The organism is Bombella sp. ESL0380, assembly GCF_009725805.1.
GTDB lineage: Bacteria > Pseudomonadota > Alphaproteobacteria > Acetobacterales > Acetobacteraceae > Bombella > Bombella apis.
Genome location: NZ_WNIH01000003.1, coordinates 465,044 through 489,360, shown reverse-complemented (window position 1 = coordinate 489,360; position 24,317 = coordinate 465,044). Strand labels below are relative to the sequence as shown.

At 59.7% G+C, this 24,317-nt stretch carries 19 protein-coding genes; 7 read left to right on the top strand and 12 right to left on the bottom strand.

What is annotated here, in order from left to right; genetic code table 11:
- Positions 1–161: 161 nt before the first annotated feature.
- The gene (locus GM608_RS03295; RefSeq protein WP_333644995.1) at positions 162–1,568 is read right to left on the bottom strand and encodes a leucyl aminopeptidase family protein; all 1,407 of its coding nucleotides are present in this window, start codon (positions 1,566–1,568) and stop codon (positions 162–164) included.
- 99 nt (positions 1,569–1,667) lie between these two features.
- On the opposite strand from GM608_RS03295, the gene GM608_RS03290 reads away from it, so the two are divergent.
- The 3 genes from GM608_RS03290 to fdxA all read left to right on the top strand — a co-directional run bounded on the left by GM608_RS03290 (position 1,668) and on the right by fdxA (position 4,993).
- On the top strand, positions 1,668–4,274 hold the full coding sequence (locus GM608_RS03290; protein ID WP_333644994.1) for a helicase-related protein: 2,607 nt from the start codon (positions 1,668–1,670) through the stop codon (positions 4,272–4,274).
- The gene (locus tag GM608_RS03285; protein ID WP_043560508.1) at positions 4,271–4,558 is read left to right on the top strand and encodes an RNA-binding S4 domain-containing protein; all 288 of its coding nucleotides are present in this window, start codon (positions 4,271–4,273) and stop codon (positions 4,556–4,558) included. The genes GM608_RS03290 and GM608_RS03285 overlap by 4 nt, the downstream gene beginning before the upstream one ends.
- Before the next feature lie 102 nt (positions 4,559–4,660).
- Complete coding sequence (fdxA, locus tag GM608_RS03280; RefSeq protein ID WP_043561359.1) at positions 4,661–4,993, top strand: ferredoxin FdxA; 333 nt, start codon at positions 4,661–4,663, stop codon at positions 4,991–4,993.
- A gap of 163 nt (positions 4,994–5,156) precedes the next feature.
- On the opposite strand, the gene cyoD is transcribed toward fdxA, so the two are convergent.
- From cyoD to GM608_RS03255, 5 genes are all read right to left on the bottom strand, one after another.
- Positions 5,157–5,495 carry a cytochrome o ubiquinol oxidase subunit IV gene (gene cyoD, locus GM608_RS03275; protein WP_043560511.1) on the bottom strand — a complete coding sequence of 113 codons (339 nt, stop codon included), beginning with the start codon at positions 5,493–5,495 and terminating at the stop codon, positions 5,157–5,159.
- The gene (cyoC, locus tag GM608_RS03270) at positions 5,495–6,109 is read right to left on the bottom strand and encodes a cytochrome o ubiquinol oxidase subunit III (RefSeq protein ID WP_043561362.1); all 615 of its coding nucleotides are present in this window, start codon (positions 6,107–6,109) and stop codon (positions 5,495–5,497) included. Before cyoC ends, cyoD begins: the two co-directional genes overlap by 1 nt.
- An 18-nt stretch (positions 6,110–6,127) precedes the next feature.
- The gene (locus GM608_RS03265) at positions 6,128–8,125 is read right to left on the bottom strand and encodes a cbb3-type cytochrome c oxidase subunit I (protein WP_043560513.1); all 1,998 of its coding nucleotides are present in this window, start codon (positions 8,123–8,125) and stop codon (positions 6,128–6,130) included.
- A gap of 14 nt (positions 8,126–8,139) precedes the next feature.
- Positions 8,140–9,132, bottom strand: coding sequence for a ubiquinol oxidase subunit II (gene cyoA / locus GM608_RS03260; protein ID WP_227431357.1), 993 nt, complete (start codon positions 9,130–9,132; stop codon positions 8,140–8,142).
- Positions 9,133–9,564: 432 nt separating this feature from the next.
- Complete coding sequence (locus tag GM608_RS03255; protein WP_248460507.1) at positions 9,565–10,329, bottom strand: Bax inhibitor-1/YccA family protein; 765 nt, start codon at positions 10,327–10,329, stop codon at positions 9,565–9,567.
- 155 nt (positions 10,330–10,484) lie between these two features.
- Here GM608_RS03255 and GM608_RS03250 point away from each other — a divergent pair, with 155 nt between their 5' ends.
- Positions 10,485–11,078 carry a 2'-5' RNA ligase family protein gene (locus GM608_RS03250; protein ID WP_333644993.1) on the top strand — a complete coding sequence of 198 codons (594 nt, stop codon included), beginning with the start codon at positions 10,485–10,487 and terminating at the stop codon, positions 11,076–11,078.
- Here the strand turns inward: GM608_RS03250 and GM608_RS03245 are convergent.
- Positions 11,075–13,114, bottom strand: coding sequence for a lysylphosphatidylglycerol synthase domain-containing protein (locus GM608_RS03245; protein WP_333644992.1), 2,040 nt, complete (start codon positions 13,112–13,114; stop codon positions 11,075–11,077). The genes GM608_RS03250 and GM608_RS03245 overlap by 4 nt on opposite strands.
- A gap of 3 nt (positions 13,115–13,117) precedes the next feature.
- Complete coding sequence (locus GM608_RS03240; protein WP_081563049.1) at positions 13,118–14,740, bottom strand: lysine--tRNA ligase; 1,623 nt, start codon at positions 14,738–14,740, stop codon at positions 13,118–13,120.
- Positions 14,741–14,846: 106 nt separating this feature from the next.
- Between GM608_RS03240 and GM608_RS03235 the strand changes: the two genes are divergently transcribed.
- On the top strand, positions 14,847–17,828 hold the full coding sequence (locus GM608_RS03235; RefSeq protein ID WP_408863032.1) for an ATP-dependent DNA helicase: 2,982 nt from the start codon (positions 14,847–14,849) through the stop codon (positions 17,826–17,828).
- Between the two features lie 105 nt (positions 17,829–17,933).
- Here GM608_RS03235 and groL read toward each other — a convergent pair whose 3' ends face one another.
- Together groL and groES are read right to left on the bottom strand one after the other, a co-directional pair.
- Positions 17,934–19,595 (bottom strand): chaperonin GroEL, encoded by a 1,662-nt coding sequence (gene groL / locus GM608_RS03230; RefSeq protein ID WP_043560525.1) that lies wholly within the window; start codon positions 19,593–19,595, stop codon positions 17,934–17,936.
- A 54-nt stretch (positions 19,596–19,649) separates the two neighbouring features.
- Entirely contained in the window at positions 19,650–19,940 is a 291-nt protein-coding gene (gene groES / locus GM608_RS03225; RefSeq protein ID WP_043560528.1) for a co-chaperone GroES, read from the bottom strand.
- 322 nt (positions 19,941–20,262) lie between these two features.
- On the opposite strand from groES, the gene GM608_RS03220 reads away from it, so the two are divergent.
- Entirely contained in the window at positions 20,263–21,051 is a 789-nt protein-coding gene (locus tag GM608_RS03220) for an SDR family oxidoreductase (protein WP_043561370.1), read from the top strand.
- Between the two features lie 75 nt (positions 21,052–21,126).
- On the opposite strand, the gene GM608_RS03215 is transcribed toward GM608_RS03220, so the two are convergent.
- Positions 21,127–22,023 (bottom strand): S-methyl-5'-thioadenosine phosphorylase, encoded by an 897-nt coding sequence (locus GM608_RS03215; protein WP_043560531.1) that lies wholly within the window; start codon positions 22,021–22,023, stop codon positions 21,127–21,129.
- 261 nt (positions 22,024–22,284) lie between these two features.
- On the opposite strand from GM608_RS03215, the gene hemF reads away from it, so the two are divergent.
- Complete coding sequence (gene hemF / locus GM608_RS03210; RefSeq protein ID WP_333644989.1) at positions 22,285–23,190, top strand: oxygen-dependent coproporphyrinogen oxidase; 906 nt, start codon at positions 22,285–22,287, stop codon at positions 23,188–23,190.
- A 38-nt stretch (positions 23,191–23,228) separates the two neighbouring features.
- On the opposite strand, the gene galE is transcribed toward hemF, so the two are convergent.
- The gene (gene galE / locus GM608_RS03205; RefSeq protein ID WP_333644988.1) at positions 23,229–24,215 is read right to left on the bottom strand and encodes a UDP-glucose 4-epimerase GalE; all 987 of its coding nucleotides are present in this window, start codon (positions 24,213–24,215) and stop codon (positions 23,229–23,231) included.
- Between the last annotated feature and the right edge of the window lie 102 nt (positions 24,216–24,317).

Below are 24,317 nucleotides of genomic sequence, written 5' to 3'. Positions count from 1 at the left end.
ACGCACCTGTATAGGGATTTCATTCTACTATCCATTCTGTGACGTTTTCACATCGAAATGACAAGCACTCTCAGCGCAAGGCAGCCATTCCAAAACCCGTTTCCCTTGCAAAAGGCAAGAAAAAACAGGTTGCTGCACACAAGATTACAAATTGTTTCTTTTCAGAAACTTTCCGAGAACGCACGGAAAAGTGCCCTCAGGGCCAGCACCTCCCCGCCTGCGGGACGACCGGGCCGGGCCGTGTCATTCCACGCATAGGTATCCACATGCGCCCATCTCTGCCCTTCCGGAACGAAACGCTGGAGGAACAGGGCTGCCGTGATCGCCCCGGCCATCGGGCGGGATGACAGGTTGTTGCAGTCCGCAATGGAGCTGTCCATCCAGCCGTCATAATCTGCCCAGAGCGGCAGCTGCCAGAGCGGGTCGTGAGCTTCCCTGCCGGAGGTCAGGATATGGTCCGCCAGCTCCTCGTCATTGCTGAAAAGGGCAGGCAGGTCAGGCCCCAGAGCCACACGGGCGGCCCCCGTCAGCGTCGCCGCATCCAACAGGACGTCAGGCTGGCTCTCGGCAGCCTCTGCCAGAAGGTCTGCCAGAACGAGACGCCCCTCCGCATCCGTGTTGCCCACCTCGACACGCAGCCCCCTTCGGGTTGTCAGCACGTCCCCCGGGCGCATGGCATGGCCGGAGACGCTGTTCTCCACACAGCCGAGGCGGATTTCCAGCGCAATGTCAGTTCCGGCATCCAGCAGGGCACAGGCCAGTGCCAGCATCAGGGCAGCCCCGCCCATGTCCTTCTTCATCTTCGCCATGGAGGAGCCGGGCTTGATGTCATACCCGCCCGTATCGAAGCAGACGCCCTTCCCCACGAGGGACAGGCGGGGAGCATCCTTGCTCCGGCCATCCCGGCGGCCGATCACGACCACGGCTGGTCTGTCCGACCCGGCACCCACCGCCGCCAGACAGGGATAGGCTTTCTCCAGAGCCTCACCTTCCACCAGCTCAACCGCAACCTTCCGCTCCTCCAGCATCCTGCGGGCAGCAGTAGCCAGCTCCGCCGGTCCCATGAGATTGGCGGGCGTGTTGATAAGGTCCCGCCCCAGCCAGGCAGCCCGGGCCAGAATCCGGGCCTCTCTCCCGAGGCTGGCCGGAATGCAGAGTTTTGGCCCCGTCTTCTGGTCTTTGCCTCCCTCATGCTTCAGCGAATAATCATACGCCCCAAGGCAGAACCCCAGAACCAGCTCCTCCAGCATGGCGTCGTGAGCGGCGTCCTTCTGCCCTTCAGGCTGCGGCTGCCAGCATCCTTCCTTCAGATGGGCAGGCAGGGCACCATAAGGCATGGGGCCTCGCCCCTCCTCCACGCAGAACACGGCCCCGGCCACACCGGAACCACCCGGCAGGAAGGTGAACTGCCCCGCACACCCCTCGAAGCCCTGCTGCCGCAGGAAGGCCTCATGCTCCCCCAGCAGGTGGGCAAGGGTCGCCTCATCACCCGCCTTGACCAGATGGAGGGGGAGAGCCACCCCACCATCGCCAGAGGTACAGAGGGGCAAAAACGGAGCGTCAGACATATGGATACCGTCCCATCATCCAGAGCGTGACTCTGGCCTTCCTGAAAAACTGCATGGAATGTCTTGCTTTTATCCGATTCAGGCAAGATCATTCCAGCCATGACGGGACCACATCCAGCCTTTGCCCCAGCCACTTCCCGGCAATCGGGGGTGATCCATGCCGTACTTGGCCCCACCAACACCGGCAAGACCCATTACGCCCTGACCCGCATGATGGCGCACCAGAGCGGCATCATCGGCTTTCCCCTCCGCCTGCTGGCCCGGGAGAATTACGAGCGCCTTGTGAAGCTGAAAGGCGAGCGCCATGTCGCCCTGCTGACAGGGGAAGAAAAAATCATTCCACCGGGGGCCCGCTGGTTCTCCTGCACGGTGGAGGCCATGCCGCTGGACCGGAAGGTGGATTTTGTCGGCATTGACGAGATACAGCTCGCCGCAGACCCGGACCGTGGCCACATCTTCACCGACCGGCTCCTCCATGCCCGTGGCAAGGGAGAAACGCTCTTTCTGGGGGCTGAGACCATCCGGGGGCTGCTCCGGCAGCTGGTTCCCGGCATCACGATCGAGACCCGGGAACGCCTCTCCCGGCTGACGAACATCGGGCCGGTCAACCTCACACGTCTGCCACCACGCTCGGCCATCGTGGCCTTCTCCGCCACGGAGGTATATGCCATTGCCGAGGCCATCCGGCAGAAACGGGGTGGCTGTGCCATCATCATGGGCCGTCTCAGCCCCCGTACCCGCAATGCACAGGTCGCCCTCTACCAGAACCGGGATGTGGACTATCTCGTGGCTACCGATGCCATCGGAATGGGGCTGAACATGGATGTGGACCATGTCGCCCTCGCCGCCCTGCACAAGTTTGACGGCCAGAACTCCCGTGCCCTCACGCCGCAGGAAGTCGCCCAGATCACCGGTCGGGCTGGCCGGGGCATGAGGGATGGTACCTTCGGCACGACGGCCTCCTGCCCGCCCATGAGCCAGCAGCTCGTCAAGGCAGTGGAAGACCATGAGTTCGAGGCCATCAAGGCCGTCTACTGGCGGCAGACGGCTCTGGATTACACCTCGCCCGAGACGCTTCTCAACAGCCTGATGCGCAAGCCTCCCCGCCCCGGCCTGATCACCGGGCGTACGGCCTCCGATCTGGATGTCCTGACCGGCCTCATGCAGATGGACGACATCCGGGAAGTGGCCCGTGGCCACAGGGCAACGGAACTGCTCTGGGATGTCTGCCAGATTCCGGACTTCCGCAAGCTGGGCGATGGCAGCCATACACGCCTCTGTGCCCGCCTGTTCCTTGACCTCCTGAAACATCGCCGCATCCCTCCAGCGTGGATGGAAAGCCAGCTGAGAGGGCTGGACAGGCTGGATGGCGACATGGACACACTGATGCACCGGCTCTCCGGCGTGCGGGTCTGCGCCTATGTGGCTGCCCGGACGGGCTGGATGCACCAGAGCCGCCAGTGGCAGGAACGCTGCCGTGCCGTGGAGGACCGCCTCTCCGACACGCTGCATGAACGGCTGAAGGAACGCTTCGTCAACAGGCGGGCCACCGCCCTGCTCCGCCGTCCTGAACCCGGGGCGGCCTCCGAGGCTCTCCATGCCGTCACCCCCCAGAACCGCATCATCGTGGAAGGGCACGAGGTCGGGCAGATTGTGGGCTTCACCATGCAGATCGACACGCCCGCCGACAGCCGGGAGGGTGACCTGCTGCGCCGGGCAGGCAGGCGTGCCCTGCGGCAGGCCATGCCCGCCCGGATACGCCATTTCCTCACACAGGACATCAGCCGGTTCACCCTGACCGATGACAGGCAGATTCACTGGGAAGGTGCCCCCATTGCCACCCTCGTGCGGGGCGATGACCTGTTTCACCCCCTCATCCAGCTTCTGCCCGGTGAGTTTCAGGACAACCACCAGAGCCGACAGGTACAGACCCATCTTCAGGCCCTGATGACGGAGCGGATCAGCACCGTTCTGGAATTCTTTTTCCGTCTGGAAGACAAGCTGCAGGACAGTCCCATCCTGCGTGGCCTCTATTACCGCCTGCGGGAGGATGGCGGCACCACCCCTACCCTGCCCGAAGACCGCACCCTTACCCCTGCCGAGAGAAAACGCCTGCACCGCAGCGGGGTTCGCATCGGCTGGCGGCAGGTCTACTGCCCGCAGCTGTTCCGCCCGGCCTGCCTGCCGATGATGGTCCTGCTGCACAACATCTGGCATGACCGCCAGCAGGCCACACCCGATGCCGCCCGCATCTGTCTCACAAGCGATGGCCATCCCATCCCCCCGCCGGGCTGGGAAAAGGCCGGCCCCGTGCATGTCCGTCTGGACAGGCTGGATGCCCTGCTCTCCACCCTTCGCCCTCATGGCAGGCAGCCCGGCCGCAATATCGTGACTCCCGACACACTGGCTTCATCCCTCGGGATAAAGGCGACCCTGCTGCCCGCCCTGCTCAAGAGCCTGAACATTCCCCATCATGCGCCGCAGCCGCTTTCGGCCGGGCAGTATGGCGTCGCCTCGCCCCTCATCATTCTGGGTCGGACGGGCCGCAGGGACACACGGCCTTCCGGCCGCCAGAAAGGCACCGAACGGCGCAGGAACCGGCAACAGAAACCGTCTGCTGGCCGCAGGGAACAGAAAGCCGCCCAGAAGCAGGCCGACTCACCATTCGCAGCCCTCCGGAACTGGTCATCTGGCAGATCATCATGATGGACGGACAGCGGCTTGATCTCTGGCTCTATTACACCCGCCTGGCCAAAACCCGTGGTCTCTGCGCCGCCTTCATCCGCAAGGGACGGGTTCGCATCAACGGACAGCGGACCCACAAGACCCATGCCCGCCTCCGGTTGGGAGACATCGTCAGCTTCGCCTCTCCCCACCGTCAGGGGGAGGTCTGCGTATGGCGTGTCATGCAGCTGGGAGAGCGACGTGGTCCTGCCAGAGAGGCCGCCCTCCTTTATGAACGGATCGAGGAAAAGACGGCCAATTTCTGACAATAGGCTTGCAAAAGGCCCTCCGCTTTCGGCATATCAGTGCTGGAATCTTTGAAATGGGCCGTTTGGCTGGCCTGCAACACCAAACCGGAGACGGCAATAATGGCCTATGTGGTCACAGAAAACTGTGTTCGCTGCAAGTTCATGGACTGTGTGGAAGTCTGCCCCGTTGACTGCTTCTACGCTGGTGAGAACTTCCTCGTCATCAATCCTGATGAATGCATTGACTGCGGCGTGTGCGAGCCTGAGTGCCCGGCAGAAGCCATCTTCCCCGACAGTGATGCCCGTGCCGCTGACTGGATGGAGATCAATGCCAAATATTCAGCCATCTGGCCGAACATGAGCCAGAAGGGCACGCCCCCGGCCGACCGTGAGGAATGGAACGGCAAGGAAGGCAAGCGTGAGATGCTCTCCGAAGAGCCACACAAGGACTGACGCCAGCCTTCTTCCTGCTGGAACGGAACAGAACCCCCGGGGGAATTCTCCCTCCGGGGGTTTTTCTTTGCATGGCTGCCACGGCTGCATCACACATAAAAAAAACCGGTGGAGGTTTCTCCCCACCGGTTTCTTCATGTCGCTGACATGATGGGCCGGTCTATCAACCAGCCATCATGTTCGCCTGAGCGTCCCAGAGAACGAACAGATACCCGGCAACCACGATCAGGACCATCAGGGCCGTCACGATGAAAGCTGCCAGATTCTGCCGCTGGGAGAGGCTCTTCGTACCCATGTGCAGGAAGAAGATCAGATGGACGACCATCTGGACTGCAGCCAGCACACCGAGAATGGCAATCGTCTGCCAGAAGGAGAAGGCCTTGCTGAGAACAGTGGCAAAGGATGCCACTGTCAGGACCACGGCAAGGATGAACCCTACAATGTAGGAGCCATAGGAGCCGTGATTTTCACCTTCGTGCGATGTCGTATGATTCCCGCTCATTAGACAACACTCCCCAGGTAAACGAAGGAAAAGACGCAGATCCAGACGATGTCAAGGAAATGCCAGAACAGGCTCAGGCACGTCAGTTTCGTCTGCATCCGGGTGCTAAGCCCCTGTTTGCCCATGATCTGGAAGAACAGGACCAGCATCCAGATCAGACCGATCGTGACATGCAGCCCATGTGTCCCTACCAGCGTGAAGAAAGAAGACAGGAAGGCGGACTTGTCCGGCCCTGCGCCGTGAGCCACGAGCTCGTGGAACTCGTTGATCTCCAGAACGACGAAGGACACGCCGAGCACGAAGGTCAGCAGCAGCCAACCCAGCACGGCACCCTTGTTCTTCTTGTGGGCGTTGATGGAAGCAAAGCCGTAGGTGATGGAGGAGAAAAGCAGGATGGCTGTTTCGATCTCAACATTCTTGATATCGAACAGGTCCTTCCCCGTCGGCCCACCAGCAAAGTGATGGCAGAGTGTAGCAAAGACGGCAAACAGCGTGCCGAAAATGATACAGTCTGTCATCAGGTAGATCCAGAAACCAAAGATCGTGGTTTCCTGCTGATGATGCTCATGCTCATCGTGATGAGCAGAGGGCGCGTGCATTACGTCATAAGACATGGTTTTCATCGCCTCCCTTTACTCTGCTGCCTTGGCAGCGGCAAGCCGCCGGGCAAAAGCTTCTTCATCAGCACGGATCTCTTCCACGGTGACGTAGAAATCAACATCCAGGTTCGCACTGCGGTGAACGATGGTGAAGAAGGCTACGACCAGCCCTACGATCACAGCCCACCAGATGTGCCAGACCAGCGCAAAGCCGATCAGCAGCCCGCAGGCACCCAGCATCGGGCCAACCGCCGAATATTTCGGCATGTGGATCGGCTCCAGCTCGGAGACCGGTGCCGGGCGACCCAGCTCCTTCTCGATATGGAACGTATCCAGGCCACGGATGACCGGCAGACGTGCGAAGTTGTAGTGCGGAACCGGAGACGGAAGGGACCATTCCAGCGTACGGCCAGAACCCCAGTTGTCACCCGTCAGATCCAGAGCATCCGGCTTCTTGTTGACGGCGTCAAACGCAGCCAGCACGAACTGGATGACCTGGCAGGCCAGACCGGCAGCCAGAACGAACACGCCAACACAGGCCACGAGCAGCCAGGGGTGCCAGTTCGGGTTGTCGTAATGGTTCATACGACGGGTCATGCCCTCCAGACCAACAGCATAGAGCGGGATGAAGGAGAGGTAGAAACCGACGAACCAGAAACGGAACGCCCATTTACCCCAGACATCGCGCATCTTGTAGCCGAAAGCCTTCGGGAACCAGTAGCTCAGACCAGCCACGTAACCGAAGAACACACCACCAATAATCACGTTATGGAAGTGCGCCACCAGGAACAGGGAGTTGTGGATCACCCAGTCTGCTGCCGGCATGGCCATCATGACACCGGTCATACCACCGATGGAGAAGGTGATCATGAAGCCGACGATCCAGTGCATCGGACCTTCGAAGCGGACACGCCCCTTGTACATGGTGAAGAGCCAGTTGAATATCTTCACACCCGTCGGCACGGCGATGAACATCGTCATGATACCGAAGAAGGTGTTCACATCAGCACCAGCACCCATCGTGAAGAAGTGGTGAACCCACACGATGCTGCCCAGGAAGGTGATGATACCCGTTGCGATGACCATCGTGGCATAACCGAAGAGCGGCTTGCCGGAGAAGGTCGCTGCAATTTCGGAGAACACACCGAAGGCAGGCAGGATGAGGATGTAAACTTCCGGATGACCCCAGGACCAGATCAGGTTCAGGTAGAGCATGACGCTACCGCCACCATCATTGGTAAAGAAGTGCATGCCGAGGTAACGATCCAGAGCCAGCAGAGCCATGGAAACCGTCAGAACCGGGAAGGTCGTCAGGATCATGATGCAGGCAAAGAAAGCCGTCCATGTGAAGACAGGAATGTGCATCCACTTCATGCCGGGGGCACGCAGCTTGATGATCGTCGTCAGGAAGTTCATCCCTGTCAGCAGAGTACCGATACCGGAGATCTGCACCGACCAGATGTAGTAATCCACACCGACGCCGGGATTGAACTGCAGTTCGGAGATCGGCGGGTAGCCGAGCCAGCCAACATTGGAGAACTCACCAATGAAGAGGGAGATGTTGATGAGAATGGCACTGACGAGCGTCATGTAGAAGCTGATCGAGTTGATCAGCGGGAACGCAACGTCGCGCGCACCAATCTGCAATGGCACCACGAAGTTGAACAGGGCCTGCATCATCACCATGGCCATGAAGAAGATCATGATCGTACCATGGGCCGAGAAGACCTGGTCATAATGGTGCGGAGGCAGATAACCGGGGTTACCTGCGTAGGCAAGGGCAAGCTGTGTACGCATCATCAGCGCATCGGCAAAGCCACGCACAAGCATGACGAGACCGAGAACAACATACATGATGGCGAGCTTCTTGTGGTCGACCGTGGTCAGCCACTCGCGCCACAGATAACCCCATTTTTTGAAATAGGTGACCGCCGCAAGAACGGCAATCCCGATTACAGCCACACCGATGAATGTACCGACAAGAATCGGCACATCATACGGTATGGACGAAAGGGTAAGTTTTCCGAGCATCTTTAGATCAGTCCTCACATGCCGGTATTGGAAGGTGCAGCCGTATGAGACTCAGCAGGCATGTCCATGGACTTGTCGCCCATGCTCGTGCCGTGGTTCTCATGGGTCATGCCGACATTGTATTTCGCAACAATGCTCTCAAACAGCCCAGACTGTACGTTGGAGAAATACACGACCGGAGCCGGCTTGGGTGCCTCAGCATGCGGGGCAGCCGGTGCGGCGTGATATTTCAGGTACGTCTGTGCATCCAAGGCTTCCTTGGCTGCGAGCGGATTGTCGCCACTGCGTACATTCTGTACCCAGGCGTCAAACTGCTCCTGCGGCATGGCAATCGTGCGGAAGCGCATGTCGGAGAAGCCCGGCCCCGTGTACTGGGCGGCCTCACCCTGGAAGTTGCCCGGGCGGCTTGCCATCAGGTGGAGCTGTGTTTCCATCCCGGCCATGCTGTAGATCTGTGACCCCAGCTGCGGAATGAAGAACGATGTCATCACACTGTCAGACGTAATCCGGAAATCCAGAGGTGTCTTTGTGGGGACATCCAGCTCGTTGATGGTTGCAATCCCAAGGTCTGGGTAAATGAACAGCCACTTCCAGTCCAGGGAAACAACTTCCACATGGAGCGGCTTTGCATCAGGCGCACCAACTTTTACCTGCATCTCTTTGGAGATGGGCTTGTACGGGTCGTAATAATGCGTGCTCCAGTAATTGAAGACACTCAGAACAAGAATGATCAGAATGGGGACACCCCAGATGAACACTTCAATCTTGTTTGAATGTGACCAGTTCCGCAGATATTCCGCCTTCGTATTGGAAGCCCGGTATTTCCAGGCAAATACGAGTGTCGCAATAATCACCGGAACCACAACGCACATCATGACGGCCCATTCAAGCACCATCATGTCGCGATTACCTTCCCCGATCGGGCCGGCTGGCTGAAGAAGATCAACCGTACAGCCCGACAGCATCAATGCAGGCAACGCCGGGAAAAATCGCCAGAGTCTTTTCATGGATCCTGCCTCTATCTGTTGTTCCGCCATAAAAAGGCCGGAACACTTTCTGACACAGTCAGGACAGCGCGATCGCCACCGAACGTTGTCATCTTATATGTGCCTTTCCCGTTCGTATCCTGACAACAGAAGGGAACTCCCTCCGTACTCAATATGAAATATGGAGCCCTGAGACCCCAGTGCCGCCCACTTTATTCTTCCCGAATAACGGAGATTACAAGGGGGCAAGCCTCATAAAAAAAAGGAACCCCGTCGGTCTTTTTAAAAAAAGACCGGTTATCTGCCATTTCTGAGAAAACATCATATTTTCATCAAAAACAAGAAGATGATCGCTTAATTTTCCATTTTCCTTTCAACCGCAAAAAATCGCAACAAAAAAGGAGCCCGGAGGCTCCTCTTCCTGTCAGGGCACTGACCCGACTCATCAGTGGATCAATCGCGCCCACCAGATCTTGTTCCTGTAAACTGCAGCAGGAACTGAAAGAGATTTACAAAATTCAGATACATCGTCAGGGCATCATAGATCCCCATCTTCCCCGTCTCTTCAGCCGGAAGGACAGACGCATACTGCTGATAGGAAAGCTTGATGCGCTGGGTGTCATAAGCTGTCAGCCCCGTGAACAGCAGCACCCCGATGAAAGATATGGCCACTGTCAGCCCATGGGCCGGGATGAACATGTTGACCAGAGAAGCGATCACCAGACCTATCAGCCCCATCGTCAGGAACGACCCCATCCCCATGAGGGACCGGTTCGTCACATACCCCCAGAGAGACATGACGCCATACAGGGAGGCGGCAATAAAGAATGTCCGGACAACAGAAGACCCTGTGTAGGCCAGAAGCAGCGATGCCATGCTGACGCCCATGGCCACGCTGAACAGCACAAACAGAAGCTGCACTGTCGAACGGGAGAGACGGTTCACACCAAAGGACAGCACCATAACAAAGACCAGAGGGGCGAAAACACTCACCATCCCCAGTCCGGTCGGAGCCAGCGCAAAAGCATCCCCTCTCTGCACGACATGAAAGAACAGCGCCCGGAGCGACGTATGGACCACGGCATAGGCCGTCACCCCCGTTATCCCCAGAGCAAGAGCCATCCAGTTGTAGACACGCAGCATGTAAGCCCGCAGACCCGCATCAAAAGCGGCAGCCGCCTGTCCTCGTGTTGTCTCGTAATCGGAATGGAAAGCCATGATATCCACTTGCTGCGATAAGTCTTCAGGGGGGGACTCATTGGGCCCGCCCCTATCGTTCCCGTAGAATGTGGGGTAGTTTCCTCCCAAGTCAAGAATTCAGGACAAGACCCTGACTTTCTTTTTGTTAATCTCCCTGATTTGCGGGAGGCCCCATGAATCTTTCCCTCGCCCTCACGCTGTCCCCCACCATACAGGCAGAACTTGGCCTGCTGCGTGGCAGTCTGGATGATGTCCGCTGGTCACCGGCAGAACAGTGTCTGATCCCCCTCCAGCCCCTTGGCCACCTAAACAGCCGCCACGAGATGGAGGAGCTGGACATGACCCTGTCCCACCTGCGATGGGAACCTTTCTCTCTGGCCCTCCATCAGGTCGGCCATCAGATGGGAGAGATGGAAGACCGGCTGACAGTCAGCCTCACTCCGCAGGCTCCGCTGCTTGCCTTGCAGAAGCGGCTTGCCAGCACCCTCCGCCGCGCAGGCCTCTCCCTGCCCCGCCGTGCCGTCGTCCCGGAAGTGACCATTGCCTGGCTGGAACCGGCCTCCTCGACCGATCTCATCCCATGGATACAGCGGCACAACCTCTTTCACAGCTCTGAAATGACAGTAGACCACATCAGTCTGGTAGAGCATCTGCCTTCTGGCACCGGCCCCCATCTCCAGATTCTGGAAGCCTACCCGGCCCAGCCGGGGCTTGCCCTGCCGCACGTCAGCCCTCTTCTGGCTGATGAGGAAAACGGGTTTTTCTAAAGGCCCAGCAGCAGCTTCAGGGCGTGATAATCTTCCGGCCGGCAGACAAGAAACCATCCCTCGTCGCCTTCAAGAGAAAAAAGACCAAGGCCGAAAGAGGCGTAGATGTCCGCCTGCCGTGCTCCCTGCTGAAGGACGGCCAGCTGGCACCCTTCCTGCACGGCGTAATCCCGCAGCCGCCAGACAGCACCACCCCGCTGTCCCCGTGCTCCCACAGCTCCGCCCAGACACAGGAGCACTGGCTCCGACAGCAAGAAAGGCTTCAGCCGGACCACCGCGCAGGCAGCTTTCCCTGTTGCATCCGACAACATGCCATCAGGCACGAAAAGGCGCTCACACGGCAGGGAAAGAGCCTCTGCTGAATCCTGAAGGCAGGCGTACTGCACCCGGGCATCCATGTTCCATGGGAGAAGATGCAGCCGTGCTTTCCTCAGGGCAAACCACAGCCCCAGCAGACAGCACACGGCCGCACCACCGAGAAACCAGCGCCCGACCGCCGTATGGGCATCATGAACCATAGAACGCCACCAGACATGCCCGAGATGCCGCTGACGGGCGATCCAGCTGACACCGGCCAACCCGCACAGCCAGAGCGAAAATGGCGCCAGAACAAAAGGAGAAAACGGCTCTACCCGCCAGTAAGCCTGCCTGTAATAGGTCTTGCGGAATGGCAGCAAAACGAACAGCACGGCCAGCACGACAAGAAAAGCCACCCAATGGGCCTGCCTTACGGTCAGGATCAACAGCGTGATGGACAGAGCCCCGACAGAAAGCCGCCAGGCCAACGCCACCCGCTGGGACAGCCCCAGAGACAGGCCGACGAGCATCACCCCGATGAGGGTCAGCAGAAAAGCGGCGCCCTGAAGAAGGACCGCACTCCAGAAAGAATGGAACGGAGGCAATGGTGCCAGAAGGGCATAAACCACGATGACGAGGCCCAGCACGGCCTGACTGCCCGTGGCAACGATCGTGGCGAAATCCGCTTCAGATGAACGCAAACTCTGGCTGTGCTCCACGGTCCTGCCAAACCGGGCCAGCAGAGGTGCCCCTTTTATGAACAGCTCATGCCCGGCAAACATGGCACCCGCCAGAAGCAGGGGAATGATGTAATAGAACAGGCGAAAAACCAGAATCCCTGCCATGATGTGCGGCACGGAAAACCACGGGGACAGCGCCAGCAGCATGGTGCTGTCGAACACTCCCAGCCCACCCGGAACATTGGCCAGCAGACCGGCCGTGTAAGCCCCGATATAGATGGCCAGAAACCCGCCAAATGTCAGGCCGCTCCCATTGGGCAGCGTATCCAGCACACACCAGGCGATCAGGGCGGTAGCAGACATGTCCGCCATGCTGGACAGGATCTGCCCCAGCCCGATCCGCCAGTCTGGAAACCGCAATGTCCACCTGCCAATATGCACTTCCTGCTTCCAGCAGGGCAGAAGCACATAGGCCAGCAGGACAGAGAAACAGGCTGCTCCCCCAAGATCAGTTACCCAGGGCGGCAGATGACGGACATAAGGAATAATGCCCGGCTGGGCCAGCAGGATGAACCCCACAAGCCCCAGCATCCCCAACCAGTAGGTGACGGAACAGAACGCCACGATGGCCGCAATCTTGATCCCCGGCACACCCCAGTTACGATAGAGCCTGTAGCGCACAGCCGTGCCCGAAATGGCTGCGCACCCAAGATTATGGGACAGGACATAGGAACAGAACGCCACAAAGGCTGACCGCCGCCACGAAATGCCCGCCTGCACATGATGACAGGCCAGACCATCGTAGAAAGACAGGATGGCATAAGAAAGAATGGTTGCCCCGGCCCCCTTCCACAAGGCGGCGGCAGGAATGGCATGAAGCCCCGCCATCACCTGCTGGAGGGACAGATGCTGAAGCTCCCGCCAGATCACCAGCCCCGCAAAAATGAGCAGGACCAGCCCCACCATGGCCGGCAGACGCGTCAGAAAACGCCGCAGCCGTCCGTCAGCAAGTGACGGAGAGGCATCCGCACCATCTGGCATACCGGAGGGAGCCGTCATGCCTCAGCCTCTGGTTTCCTCCGTTGCCCCGGCAGGCTCAACAGGACGTGCCAGAGCCTCATCAATGAGGGCAACAGTCTCCTTCAGGCCAAACAAAGCCGCAAAAATGCCGAAGCGGGGGCCCTCTTTCTGCCCCAGCAGCACCTCATACAGGCACCCGAACCAGGACCGCAGCTCCGGCTTGGCAAAGTAACGCTTGCCGACCTCAAATACGACATTCTGCACATCATCCGGGGTCGCATTGTCCGGCACCGTCTTCAGCGTTGCTGCGAGGTCTTCCAGACCTTTGCGCTCTGTCTCCGTCGGAGCACGGAACACCTTGGTCGGACGGACACGCTCATTGAAGTAATCCAGAGCGTGCTGCACCAGCTGTGCCACATAAGGATGTGTCTCTGGCGACAGGCTGGAATCATAACGCCGCAGGAACTTCCAGAGTGTCTCCACTTCCCTGGCATTGGCCACACTGGCCAGATTCAGCAGAGCTGTGAAGGAAACCGGGCTGGTATCCTGCGGGCGCAGTTTCCCTTCATGGATGAACCATACCGGATTGGAAAGGAACTCCTCTGCGCTCTGCTGCTCACCCTTCTGCACGAGGGCCAGATATTCATCCGTGGCTCTGGGGATCATGTCCGTATAGAGCCTTTTGGCACGGGTCGGTTGCTGGAACATGTAATGAGCCAGACTCTCCGACGGGCCGTACCGCAGCCATTCCTCCACGGAGAGGCCATTTCCCTTGGACTTGCTGATCTTCTGCCCATTGGCATCGAGGAACAGCTCATAGGTCAGGTTCAGCGGTGGCTCACTGCCAAGAATGCGGCATATCCTGGAGGAAAGCTTCACACTGTCGATGAGGTCCTTGCCGGACATCTCATAATCGACACCCAGAGCATACCAGCGCATGGCCCAGTCGGCCTTCCACTGCATCTTGGCCTGCCCGCCATAGACGGATGTCTCAAAGCTCTTCCCGTCCTCGTCCTTCCAGACGACTGTTCCGGCTTCCGGGTTCACGCTGATGATGGGCACCTGCATGACACGGCCCGTCTCGGGATGGATCGGCAGCACAGGGGAATAGGTCGCCCGCCGTTCCTTGCCCAGCGTGGGAGCGATCACCTCGATGATGCGATCATGCTCTTCCAGAACACGCTTCAGGGCCGCATCGAAGATGCCGGACGTGTAGTAATCGGTTGCAGAAGCAAATTCATAATCGAACCCGAACGCATCAAGGAACTGGCGCAGGCGGGCATTGTTGTGCGCCGCAAAACTCTCATGCGTGCCAAACGGATCGGGAATACGGGAGAGCGGCAGGCCAAGATGCTCAGCCAGCATCTCCTGCTGGGGGACATTGCCCGGCACCTTGCGCAGGGCATCCATGTCATCAGAAAAGGCCAGAAGACGGGTCTGGCGACCTGTCAGCTTCTCAAAAGCCTGCCGGACCCATGTCGTCCGGGCCACTTCGCCGAACGTACCGATATGCGGCAGGCCGGAAGGCCCGTAGCCTGTCTCCATCAGAACCGGTTTGCTGGGGTCCCTGTCTGCCACACGGGCGGCCAGTTTACGGGCTTCCTCAAACGGCCAGAGCTTGGGGAAAGACGAATCATTCTGGGGAGAAGGCGTTTTGTTCTGCATAAGACTACGTTAATTATGAACCCTCCCCCCTCTGGTCAAGTATGCAGGCGGGACGTGCACTGCTTTCCCCTCGCAGAAGGAGGACTTCCTGTGTATGAGTTGGAGCATGCCCAGCCTGTTCCGCTCCTACCTTGATGCGCCAGCCCTGATCGCACGACATGGCCTCTCCTCCCTCATCACGCCTGATGGTGAGGTGCTGGACATTCCCCTTGCCGAAGTCCGGGACATGCTCCGCCAGCTGCCGCCGCCGCTGCTCATCCACGGGCCTGCCACGCTCCGTCTGCTGGAACTACCCCCGGAACCTCTTCCCGCTCCCTGGCTGGACCTGCTGGAACTCTTCCTTCTCGTCCATCCGGCCCGGAGCGTGACCCCGACAGCCCGTGGCCTCGCCCTGGAGCTGGGCCTTGCAGAACCAACGGATACAGCTCCCCTACAGGCCGACAGTCTCTACCGTATTGCCCAGCACCTTCTGGATGAGCTGTCGGGACAGCCTTCCCAGAAAATCGCCACGCTCCACCTTCTGCTGCCCACTCTGGACCAGGCCGGATGGAGCTGGCACGACATCGTGAAAGAGGCCCTGCCTCCTCCCTCTGCATCTTCGGGACGATCCAGAGAAATTGATGCCCTGAAAATATGGCGGCGCCTGCCCCAGTGGGAGGAGCGTGCGCCCCGTCCCCCGGCTGGCAGCCAGCCAGTCAGCCAGCAGGAAGCCCGCAGGCGTCTTTCCGCCCTGCTGGGCAGGCATGCAGAACCCCGCCCCGGTCAGGCCGATTTTGCCTCGGCCACCAGCTACGCCTTCACCCCCCGGGATGTCGCCAATGCCCCCAACATCATGCTGGCCGAGGCGGGTACCGGCACGGGCAAGACAATGGGCTACATCGCCCCGGCCAGCCTCTGGGCCGAAAAGAATGACGGAGCTGTCTGGGTCAGTACCTATACCCGCCATCTGCAACGGCAGATCGAACAGGAACTGACCCGTCTTTACCCCGATCCGACAGAACGGCATGAGCTTGCCGTCATCCGCAAGGGGCGGGAAAACTATCTCTGCCTCCTGAACCTGGAAGATATCACCACCGCCCTTCTCAACCGCCAGCCACAGGCGCAGCCTGGCCTCATCCCGCTGGTCTTTCTCGCTCTCTGGGCCGAAACCACGGAAGATGGCGACCTGATGGGGGGCGACCTTCCCGGCTGGTTCGGGGACCTGTTCCAACCCGGGCTGCTGAACATGATTGCCGACCGGCGGGGCGAGTGCATCCATTCCGCCTGCCCGCATTATCAGAGCTGCTTCATCGAGCATGGCATACGCCGTGCACAACATGCCCGGTTCGTCATCGCCAACCATGCGCTCGTCCTGTCCCAGGCAGCGTGGAACGCCATGCTGCCGCAGGACATGGCACCCGGCAATCTGGCAGACGAAAATGGCGTCCCCACCCGTTATGTTTTTGATGAAGGCCATCATATCCCTGATGCAGCAGACAGTGCCTTCTCTCTGGTCTTCTCCGGGCTGGAAGCAGCCGACCTGCGCCGCTGGATACTCGGGGCTGAGGGGAGCCGCTCCCGTGCCCGTGGCCTGATGCGCCGCATGGAAGACCTGATGGAGCGCCTGCCAGCCCTCAAGGATGCCCTTCAGGAGCTTGTCCTTGCCACACAGAAAGGCCTGCCACGCCCGGGCTGGAGCGGACGCCTGCATGAGGCCCGGCAGGCCCGCATGGCCCCGCCGCCACCAGACGTCCCCCCGCTGGAAGACAGGCCTGCCACCCCGCCTGATGACGATGAGGAAGACCCTTTCCCCCTCGCCATGGTCGAGGAAGCGTCCCTCCCCCAACCGGCCGAGGCGTTCCTCCAGATGCTGGACATGCATCTGGATGCCCGCATAGCGGAAATACAGATGCAGACCCGCGGCCAGCAGGGCCATTATCCTCGCCAGGAATGCGACCTGCACCCCATACCCGCCCCGCTGCGTGAGCACGCCGAAACCCTGCTCACGGCCCTTCAGGACATCGTCACCCCGCTGGACCGGATCATCCGGCACCTTCAGGAAGCTCTGGAAGCGCAGGAGGAAGACCCCGATACAGCCTTCCAGCAACGGCTGGAGGGAACCATACGCAGCCTGCATCGCCGTGCCCTCTCCCGCCTTCAAGGGTGGATCAGCATGGTACGGGCCATCATGGAGCAACCCGTTGCCCAGACAAGCCTGCCGACCTACGTGGACTTCATCCACCGGGAGCCTTTACCCCCCACACGGCTCCTCCAGGGAGGACACGACATTGCCCTGAACCGCCACTGGCTGGACCCGACCATTCCCTTCGCCAGCACCCTGCAAAGCACCACGCACGGGCTGCTCATCACCTCCGCCACCCTGCGGGACCGCAGCCCGGATGAAGACGGGGAAGCCGGATGGGAAAAGGCTGAGCGACGATTGGGCACGGCGCATTTCCTCAAGCCCCCCATGCGGGCTGCCCTGATGAGTCCCTTCGACTATGCCCACCAAACCCGGGCCTACATCATCACGGATGTCTCACGGGACCCGGCAGCACAGGCGCAGGCCTTTCAGGCTCTTTTTGAAACCGCCAATGGGGGAGCTCTGGGGCTTTTCACAGCCATTCAACGGCTGAAAGAGGTCCACCGCCGCATCCATGAGCCGCTGGGGATGAAGAACATCCCCCTCTACGCCCAGCATGTGGACGCCATGAACAACGCCACGCTGGTGGATGTCTTCCGTACCGAGACGAACAGCTGCCTGCTGGGCACGGATGCCATGCGGGATGGCGTGGATGTCCCTGGAGAGGCCCTCCGCATGGTGGTGATGGAACGTACCCCCTGGCCCCGGCCCGACATTCTTCACCGGGAACGCCGCCGCCATCTTTCCGGCGGCAGGCCGGGCGATTATGACGACCTCATCACCCGGATGCGCCTGCGTCAGGCCTTCGGGCGCCTCATCCGCCGGGCTGATGACCGGGGCGTGTTCATCATTCTGGACAGCCGGATGCCGTCCCGCCTTCTCTCCGCCTTCCCTGATGGCGTACCTGTCCAGCGGCTGCCACTGACCGAAGCACTGACAGACATTGACGGCTTCCTGAACAGGTAAAACACAAAAAAGCCCCGCTCCCGAAAGAGCGAGGCTTTTCTTTCTGCCTGTACGGGACAGGAGGCCATCCCGGCCAGAGTGACCGGGATGGGGAAGGATGAGCGATCAGAAGCCGCCCATACCACCCATGCCACCCATTCCGCCCATGCCACCCATACCGGCACCAGCAGCATCGTCGGACTTCTTCTCCGGACGCTCGGCAACCATGGCTTCGGTGGTGATCAGCAGGCCAGCCACGGAGGCTGCATCCTGAAGGGCCGTGCGGACGACCTTGGTCGGGTCAATGATACCGGCAGCCACGAGGTCCTTGTACTCACCCTTCTGGGCGTCAAAGCCTTCGTTGTAGTTGCTCAGTTCCAGCACCTTGCCAGCAATCACGGCACCATCTTCACCAGCATTGTGGGCGATCTGGCGCAGCGGAGCCTGAAGAGCCTTGCGGACGATCTGGGCACCAGCACGCTGGTCGTCATTCTCGAAGGTCAGGTCATCGAACAGCAGGCTTGCACGGGCCAGAGCCGTACCACCACCCGGGACGATACCTTCCTCAACAGCCGCGCGGGTTGCGTGCAGGGCGTCATCAACACGGTCCTTGCGCTCCTTCACCTCAACCTCGGTGCTGCCACCGACACGGATGACGGCAACGCCACCAGCCAGCTTGGCCAGACGCTCCTGGAGCTTCTCACGGTCATAGTCGGATGTCGTGGCTTCGATCTGAGAGCGGATCTGGGCGCAACGGCCCTTGATGCCCTCGGCAGCACCGGCACCCTCGACGATGGTGGTGTTCTCCTTGTCGATATGCACCTTCTTGGCCGTGCCAAGCATGTCCAGCGTGACGGATTCCAGCTTGATGCCGATATCCTCGGAGACGACCTGACCACCGGTCACGATGGCGATGTCTTCCAGCATGGCCTTGCGACGGTCACCGAAGCCCGGAGCCTTCACGGCAGCGATCTTCAGGCCACCACGCAGCTTGTTGACGACCAGCGTGGCCAGAGCCTCACCATCGACTTCCTCAGCGATGATCAGCAGCGGGCGGCCAGACTGCACGACGCTTTCCAGCAGCGGCAGCATCGGCTGGAGAGAAGAGATCTTCTTCTCATGGATCAGGATGTAGGGGTTTTCCAGATCAGCCGTCATCTTCTCCGTGTTCGTCACGAAGTACGGGGAGATGTAGCCACGGTCAAACTGCATGCCTTCCACGACATCCAGCTCGGTGTGCAGGCCCTTGGCCTCTTCCACCGTGATGACACCCTCGTGACCGACCTTCTCCATGGCTTCGGAGATCATCTTGCCGACTTCGGACTCGCCGTTGGCAGAGATCGTGCCGACCTGGGAAATCTCATCCTGGGAGGAGATCTTCTTGGTGCGGGTCTTCAGCTCTTCCACAACACGCAGCACGGCCTTGTCGATGCCACGCTTCAGGTCCATCGGGTTCATGCCGGCGGCGACAGCCTTGGCACCCTCACGGATGATGGCCTGGGCCAGAACGGTAGCGGTCGTGGTGCCGTCACCAGCCACATCGTTGGTCTTGGAGGACACTTCACGCACCATCTGTGCGCCCATGTTCTCGAACTTGTCGGCCAGCTCGATCTCCTTGGCGACGGAAACGCCGTCCTTGGTGATGCGGGGGGCACCGTAGCTCTTGTCCAGAACGACATTGCGGCCCTTCGGACCGAGCGTCACCTTCACGGCATTGGCAAGAATATCAACACCACGGAGCATGCGCTCACGGGCATCAGCACCAAATTTCACGTCTTTAGCAGCCATAACACCTAATTCCTTCAAAGATGGTCGGAGAGAAAAATGTCCGGGAATGTGGCCTCAGCCGACGATGCCCAGAATGTCGCTCTCTTTCATGATCAGCAGGTCTTCACCGCCGATCTTCACCTCGGTACCGGACCACTTGCCAAACAGGACACGGTCGCCAGCCTTGACATCCAGCGGCACGACCTGACCCTGCTCATTGCGGGCACCGGACCCAACGGCCAAGACCTCGCCTTCCATCGGCTTTTCCTTGGCGGTTTCAGGAATGATGATACCACCGGCGGTTTTTTCTTCACCGTCCAGACGGCGGACCACTACACGGTCGTGAAGGGGACGAAACTTCGTCATGGATCACTCCATTTTAGGCTGGCCCTTCCATAAAGCAGCGCAGCCGGGTTATTGCGCTCATTCTAGCAGCGCACCAGTAAACTCCCCGATCAAACGGGGCGAATGAGAGATAGTGATGCCCCCCTGTAGCGTCAAGAACTCCCCTCCGAGGCACCGGAGATTTTTTAATCGTTCTTACTTTTAAATAAACATTAATGAATAGGCGCATCCTGTCATTAACCACACCGTTTCATTCCCTCTTGCTCCTGACCACGAAGAGGTGAAAACTTCTCTTTTCCATTCCCTGAAAAGGGGCGTCTTTACAGGATCAGGAGAGGCCATCATGGACCTGCATCTGCAAGAACGAACAGCCATCATCATGGGAGGAAGCCGGGGGCTGGGACTGGGCATTGCCCGATCCCTGGCACGGGAAGGCGTCCGCCCCTGTCTGCTGGCCCGTGATGAAAACAGACTGCGGCAGGCCGCTCATGATCTGGCAGCCGATACCGGCATCACCCCGCACTGGCATGCCGTGGATTTCTCGGCACCAGACAGCGTACAGACCTGCCTGACAGCCCTCCAGAATATCATGCCGGAGACGGACATCATCATCGGCAATGGCGGCGGACCGCCCCTGGAGCCTGCCACGGCCTGCGATCCGGCACTCTGGCAGAAAGAAACCGCCACGATGCTTCTGCCTGTCATGCAGCTTGTCGGCCAGTATCTGCCGGGCATGAGGCAACGACAGTTCGGCCGGATCATCATGGTGTCCTCCACCAGTATCGTGGAGCCCATTCCCAACCTCGTTCTCTCCAGCGCACTCCGCTCCGCACTGGCCAGCTGGGGTAAAACCCTCGCCCGGGAGGTCGCCCATGATGGCGTGACGGTCAATACGCTGCTGCCCGGCCGCTTCGAGACGGACCGCGTCGCCACCCTGAACAGAATACGGGCTGAAAAGGCTGGCATTCCGCTCGAAGAGTTCCGCAGGCAGAAAGAAAACGGCGTGCCCGCAGGCCGCTACGGCCAACCCGAAGAGCTGGGGCACATGGCCGCCTTTCTGGCCAGCCCTCTGGCGGCCTACATCACCGGGACCCGCATCCCGGTTGACGGGGGCCTGCTTCACGGTTTCTGAAGGCCCTGCATGCAGAAAGACCTCCCCGCCATCCGGCAGGGAGGCCCTCCCTTCACAAAGCCATCAGGCTGGCGCTCAGCTGAACAGCACACGCCCCGCAACAGCGTCCAGACGGGCCAGAACGGAGAAGTCTCTGGCTTCCGGCGGCGTGATGATGGCATTGTCCAGCGCACGCTCGGCTGCACCGGTACCGGTGCAGATGGGGCGGGCCTTGCCAAGGGCCGGAATGGCCCGGCGAACAAGCTCCCGGGCATGTTTGGAGTTGCTCTTCATGGTACGGACGACAGCATCCACCGTGACGTGCTCATGCTCTTCGTGCCAGCAGTCATAATCGGTCACCATGGCAACGGTGGCATAGTTCATTTCTGCCTCACGGGCCAGACGGGCCTCCGGCATGTTCGTCATGCCGATGACCGACGCCCCCCATGAGCGATAAAGCTCGCTCTCGGCCCGGGTGGAAAACTGCGGCCCCTCGATCACGACATAGCTGCCGCCCCGTGTAACCGTGATACCCAGCTTTTCGGCCTCATCAGCCAGCGTGGTGGCCATGCGGGCGGAAACCGGCTCACCCATGCTGACATGGGCCACACAGCCTTCCTCAAAAAAGGTCCGGGGGCGCCCCTGTGTCAGGTCAATGAACTGATCCACCAGCACAAAATGGCCCGGAGCCAGCTCTTCCTTCAGAGACCCCACGGCAGAGAGAGAGATGATGTCCGTCACACCGGCCCGCTTGAGGGCATCAATGTTCGCACGGTAATTCAGACGTGAGGGCGGAATGGGATGCCCACGGCCATGACGGGGCAGAAACACGCAGCGCACCCCCTCCAGCGTGCCAAAGAGGAGCTCATCGGAAGGAGCGCCCCAAGGGGATTCACAACGCCGCCACTCCCGGTTTTCCAGCCCGTCAATCTCATAAAGGCCTGAGCCCCCGATGACACCAATGACAGGTTCGATCATCTTGTCTGCAACCATAAATCCTCACTCCATCCTGCCTCGACCCGGTCGCCGCTCGCAGGGCACACAGTCCTGCACAACCCTTCCGGCAGTCCTCTCATCAGATAGCGGACAGTCTTTCAGAAGACCAACCCAAAAATCAATAGGCAGGGTTGTCTGCCCTTTTTACAACATCAGGAAAAGCCAGTAAGCCAGAATGAGCCTTTTGGCCTATGAACAGCATGACAACCCAGAGTGACAAACCATCCATTTCTGCCCCACACAGATCAGGAGATGCCCATGCCATCCTCAACGCCTTTTGCCCTGCCCGACCTGCCCCATGCCGGCCTGACGGACGAGGCCCGCCGCTGGTTCGAAAGCCTGCGTGACAGGATATGCACCGCCTATGAGGCTCTGGAAGACGAGGCAGCAGCCGGGGACGCTCCCGTTCTGGTCGGGCATGAGCTGCCGGGGCGTTTCCAGCGTACGGCTTGGGAGAGGCCTGAAGGTGGCGGTGGTGTCATGTCTGTCATGAAGGGGCGTGTCTTTGAGAAGGTTGGCGTGAATGTCTCAACCGTCTGGGGGGAATTTTCACCAGAATTCCGCAAGACCATTCCCGGTGCGGCGGAGGACCCACGCTTCTTTGCCACAGGCATCTCTCTGGTGGCCCATCCCTGCAACCCCCATGTCAGTGCGGCGCATTTCAACACCCGCATGATCATCACCTCAAAGGGATGGTTCGGTGGGGGTGGCGACATCACGCCCATGTTCCCTGAAAGCCCGGAAGCCCTCGAAGATGCGGCCACGTTCCACCGGGCCTTTCAGGAGGCCTGCGACAGACACGACCCGGACTACTATCCCCGCTTCAAGAAATGGTGTGATGAGTATTTCTTCCTGAAACACCGCAACGAACCCCGTGGGCTGGGCGGCATCTTCTATGACTGGCTGGACAGCCAGAACCTCGCCAATGACTTCACCTTCACCCGGGATGTGGGAGAAGCCTTCCTGAACAGCTATGCCGGCATCGTCCGGGGGCGGATGTTCACTCCCTGGACGGATGGAGACCGTCAGGCCCAGCTCAGGCGACGGGGCCGTTATGTGGAGTTCAACCTCCTTTATGACCGGGGGACGCTCTTCGGCCTGAAAACAGGCGGCAATACCGAGGCCATCCTGATGTCCATGCCACCAGAAGTCATCTGGCCCTGAAGCATTCATGTCCAGCTCCATACGGAGCTGGAGAATGATCAGTCAGCATAGCCCTGCGGATGAGCCTGCCGCCAGCGCAGGGCTGTTTCAACAATCATGTCAAGCCCTGCAAATCTGGGCGTCCAGCCTGTATCGGCGTGCAGTCGTGCCGGGTCTGCCACCAGTCTGACAGGGTCTCCTTCCCGCCTTGGAGCAGGCTCCCAAGGTACCGACCGGCCGCTTACCCTTTCAACACTGGCAATAACCTCCAGATTGGAATAACCACACCCGGTCCCGATATTGTAGCATATGCTGCCCTGCTCCATCTGCTCCAGCGCCCTGAGATGGGCTTCGGCAATATCGGCGACATGCACATAGTCACGAATACAGGACCCGTCCATCGTTGGATAATCTAGGCCAAACAGCTTCAGCGTTGGCCGCATTCCCAACGCAGCCTCGATCGTCAAAGGAATCAGGTGCGTTTCAGGGCGATGATCTTCACCTGCCCTTCCAGCGGGATCGGCCCCAGCAGCATTAAAATAACGCAGGCAGGCGCTTCTCATGCCGTATATCCTGTCAGCCCAATGCAGGACACGTTCGATCATGAATTTGCTTTCCCCATAGGGGGAACCGGGATCAACAGATGCCGCTTCTGAAATGAGGCCAGTGCGCTCCGTTCCTCCAAACAGTGCCGCTGTGGAGGAAAAGACAAATTTCTTCACGCCATTGGCCACACAAGCTTCGATGAGATTGAGCGTGGTGAGATAATTCCGCCTCAGATAATGGAGGGGCCTTCTCACACTGTCACCAACACGGGACAGGGCAGCGAAATGCAGCACACCATCCCACGGCCCCTGGGCCATCACACCCGCTGTGGCCTCCTGACTGGCCAGATCGACCAGAAAGAAAGGGACGCCGGGTGGCACGGCTGCCCGATGCCCTGTGCTCAGATCATCAAGAACAGCAACTTCATGCCCTGCATCCAGCAGGGCAAGCACGACATGACTGCCAACAAAACCGGCACCACCCGTCACGAGATAACGCATCGGGGCCTCCTGACCAGAAAAGCCCCGAAAGAACTCACGACATCTGAAAACAGTCCGTTACTGGGCAATGGCTCATCCTGTCCCTACCTGACAAACACGCCA

What these genes read in the sequence shown, in the direction of transcription:
- fdxA (WP_043561359.1), top strand. Translation starts at nt 4,661, where the DNA reads ATGGCCTATGTGGTCACAGAAAACTGTGTTCGCTGCAAGTTCATGGAC.
- cyoA (WP_227431357.1), bottom strand. Translation starts at nt 9,132, where the DNA reads ATGAAAAGACTCTGGCGATTTTTCCCGGCGTTGCCTGCATTGATGCTG.
- GM608_RS03235 (WP_408863032.1), top strand. Translation starts at nt 14,847, where the DNA reads ATGCCCAGCCTGTTCCGCTCCTACCTTGATGCGCCAGCCCTGATCGCA.
- GM608_RS03240 (WP_081563049.1), bottom strand. Translation starts at nt 14,740, where the DNA reads ATGCAGAACAAAACGCCTTCTCCCCAGAATGATTCGTCTTTCCCCAAG.
- GM608_RS03220 (WP_043561370.1), top strand. Translation starts at nt 20,263, where the DNA reads ATGGACCTGCATCTGCAAGAACGAACAGCCATCATCATGGGAGGAAGC.
- cyoC (WP_043561362.1), bottom strand. Translation starts at nt 6,109, where the DNA reads ATGTCTTATGACGTAATGCACGCGCCCTCTGCTCATCACGATGAGCAT.
- GM608_RS03295 (WP_333644995.1), bottom strand. Translation starts at nt 1,568, where the DNA reads ATGTCTGACGCTCCGTTTTTGCCCCTCTGTACCTCTGGCGATGGTGGG.
- GM608_RS03290 (WP_333644994.1), top strand. Translation starts at nt 1,668, where the DNA reads ATGACGGGACCACATCCAGCCTTTGCCCCAGCCACTTCCCGGCAATCG.
- GM608_RS03215 (WP_043560531.1), bottom strand. Translation starts at nt 22,023, where the DNA reads ATGGTTGCAGACAAGATGATCGAACCTGTCATTGGTGTCATCGGGGGC.
- GM608_RS03265 (WP_043560513.1), bottom strand. Translation starts at nt 8,125, where the DNA reads ATGCTCGGAAAACTTACCCTTTCGTCCATACCGTATGATGTGCCGATT.
- groES (WP_043560528.1), bottom strand. Translation starts at nt 19,940, where the DNA reads ATGACGAAGTTTCGTCCCCTTCACGACCGTGTAGTGGTCCGCCGTCTG.
- GM608_RS03255 (WP_248460507.1), bottom strand. Translation starts at nt 10,329, where the DNA reads ATGGCTTTCCATTCCGATTACGAGACAACACGAGGACAGGCGGCTGCC.
- GM608_RS03245 (WP_333644992.1), bottom strand. Translation starts at nt 13,114, where the DNA reads ATGACGGCTCCCTCCGGTATGCCAGATGGTGCGGATGCCTCTCCGTCA.
- galE (WP_333644988.1), bottom strand. Translation starts at nt 24,215, where the DNA reads ATGCGTTATCTCGTGACGGGTGGTGCCGGTTTTGTTGGCAGTCATGTC.
- GM608_RS03285 (WP_043560508.1), top strand. Translation starts at nt 4,271, where the DNA reads ATGATGGACGGACAGCGGCTTGATCTCTGGCTCTATTACACCCGCCTG.
- groL (WP_043560525.1), bottom strand. Translation starts at nt 19,595, where the DNA reads ATGGCTGCTAAAGACGTGAAATTTGGTGCTGATGCCCGTGAGCGCATG.
- cyoD (WP_043560511.1), bottom strand. Translation starts at nt 5,495, where the DNA reads ATGAGCGGGAATCATACGACATCGCACGAAGGTGAAAATCACGGCTCC.
- GM608_RS03250 (WP_333644993.1), top strand. Translation starts at nt 10,485, where the DNA reads ATGAATCTTTCCCTCGCCCTCACGCTGTCCCCCACCATACAGGCAGAA.
- hemF (WP_333644989.1), top strand. Translation starts at nt 22,285, where the DNA reads ATGCCATCCTCAACGCCTTTTGCCCTGCCCGACCTGCCCCATGCCGGC.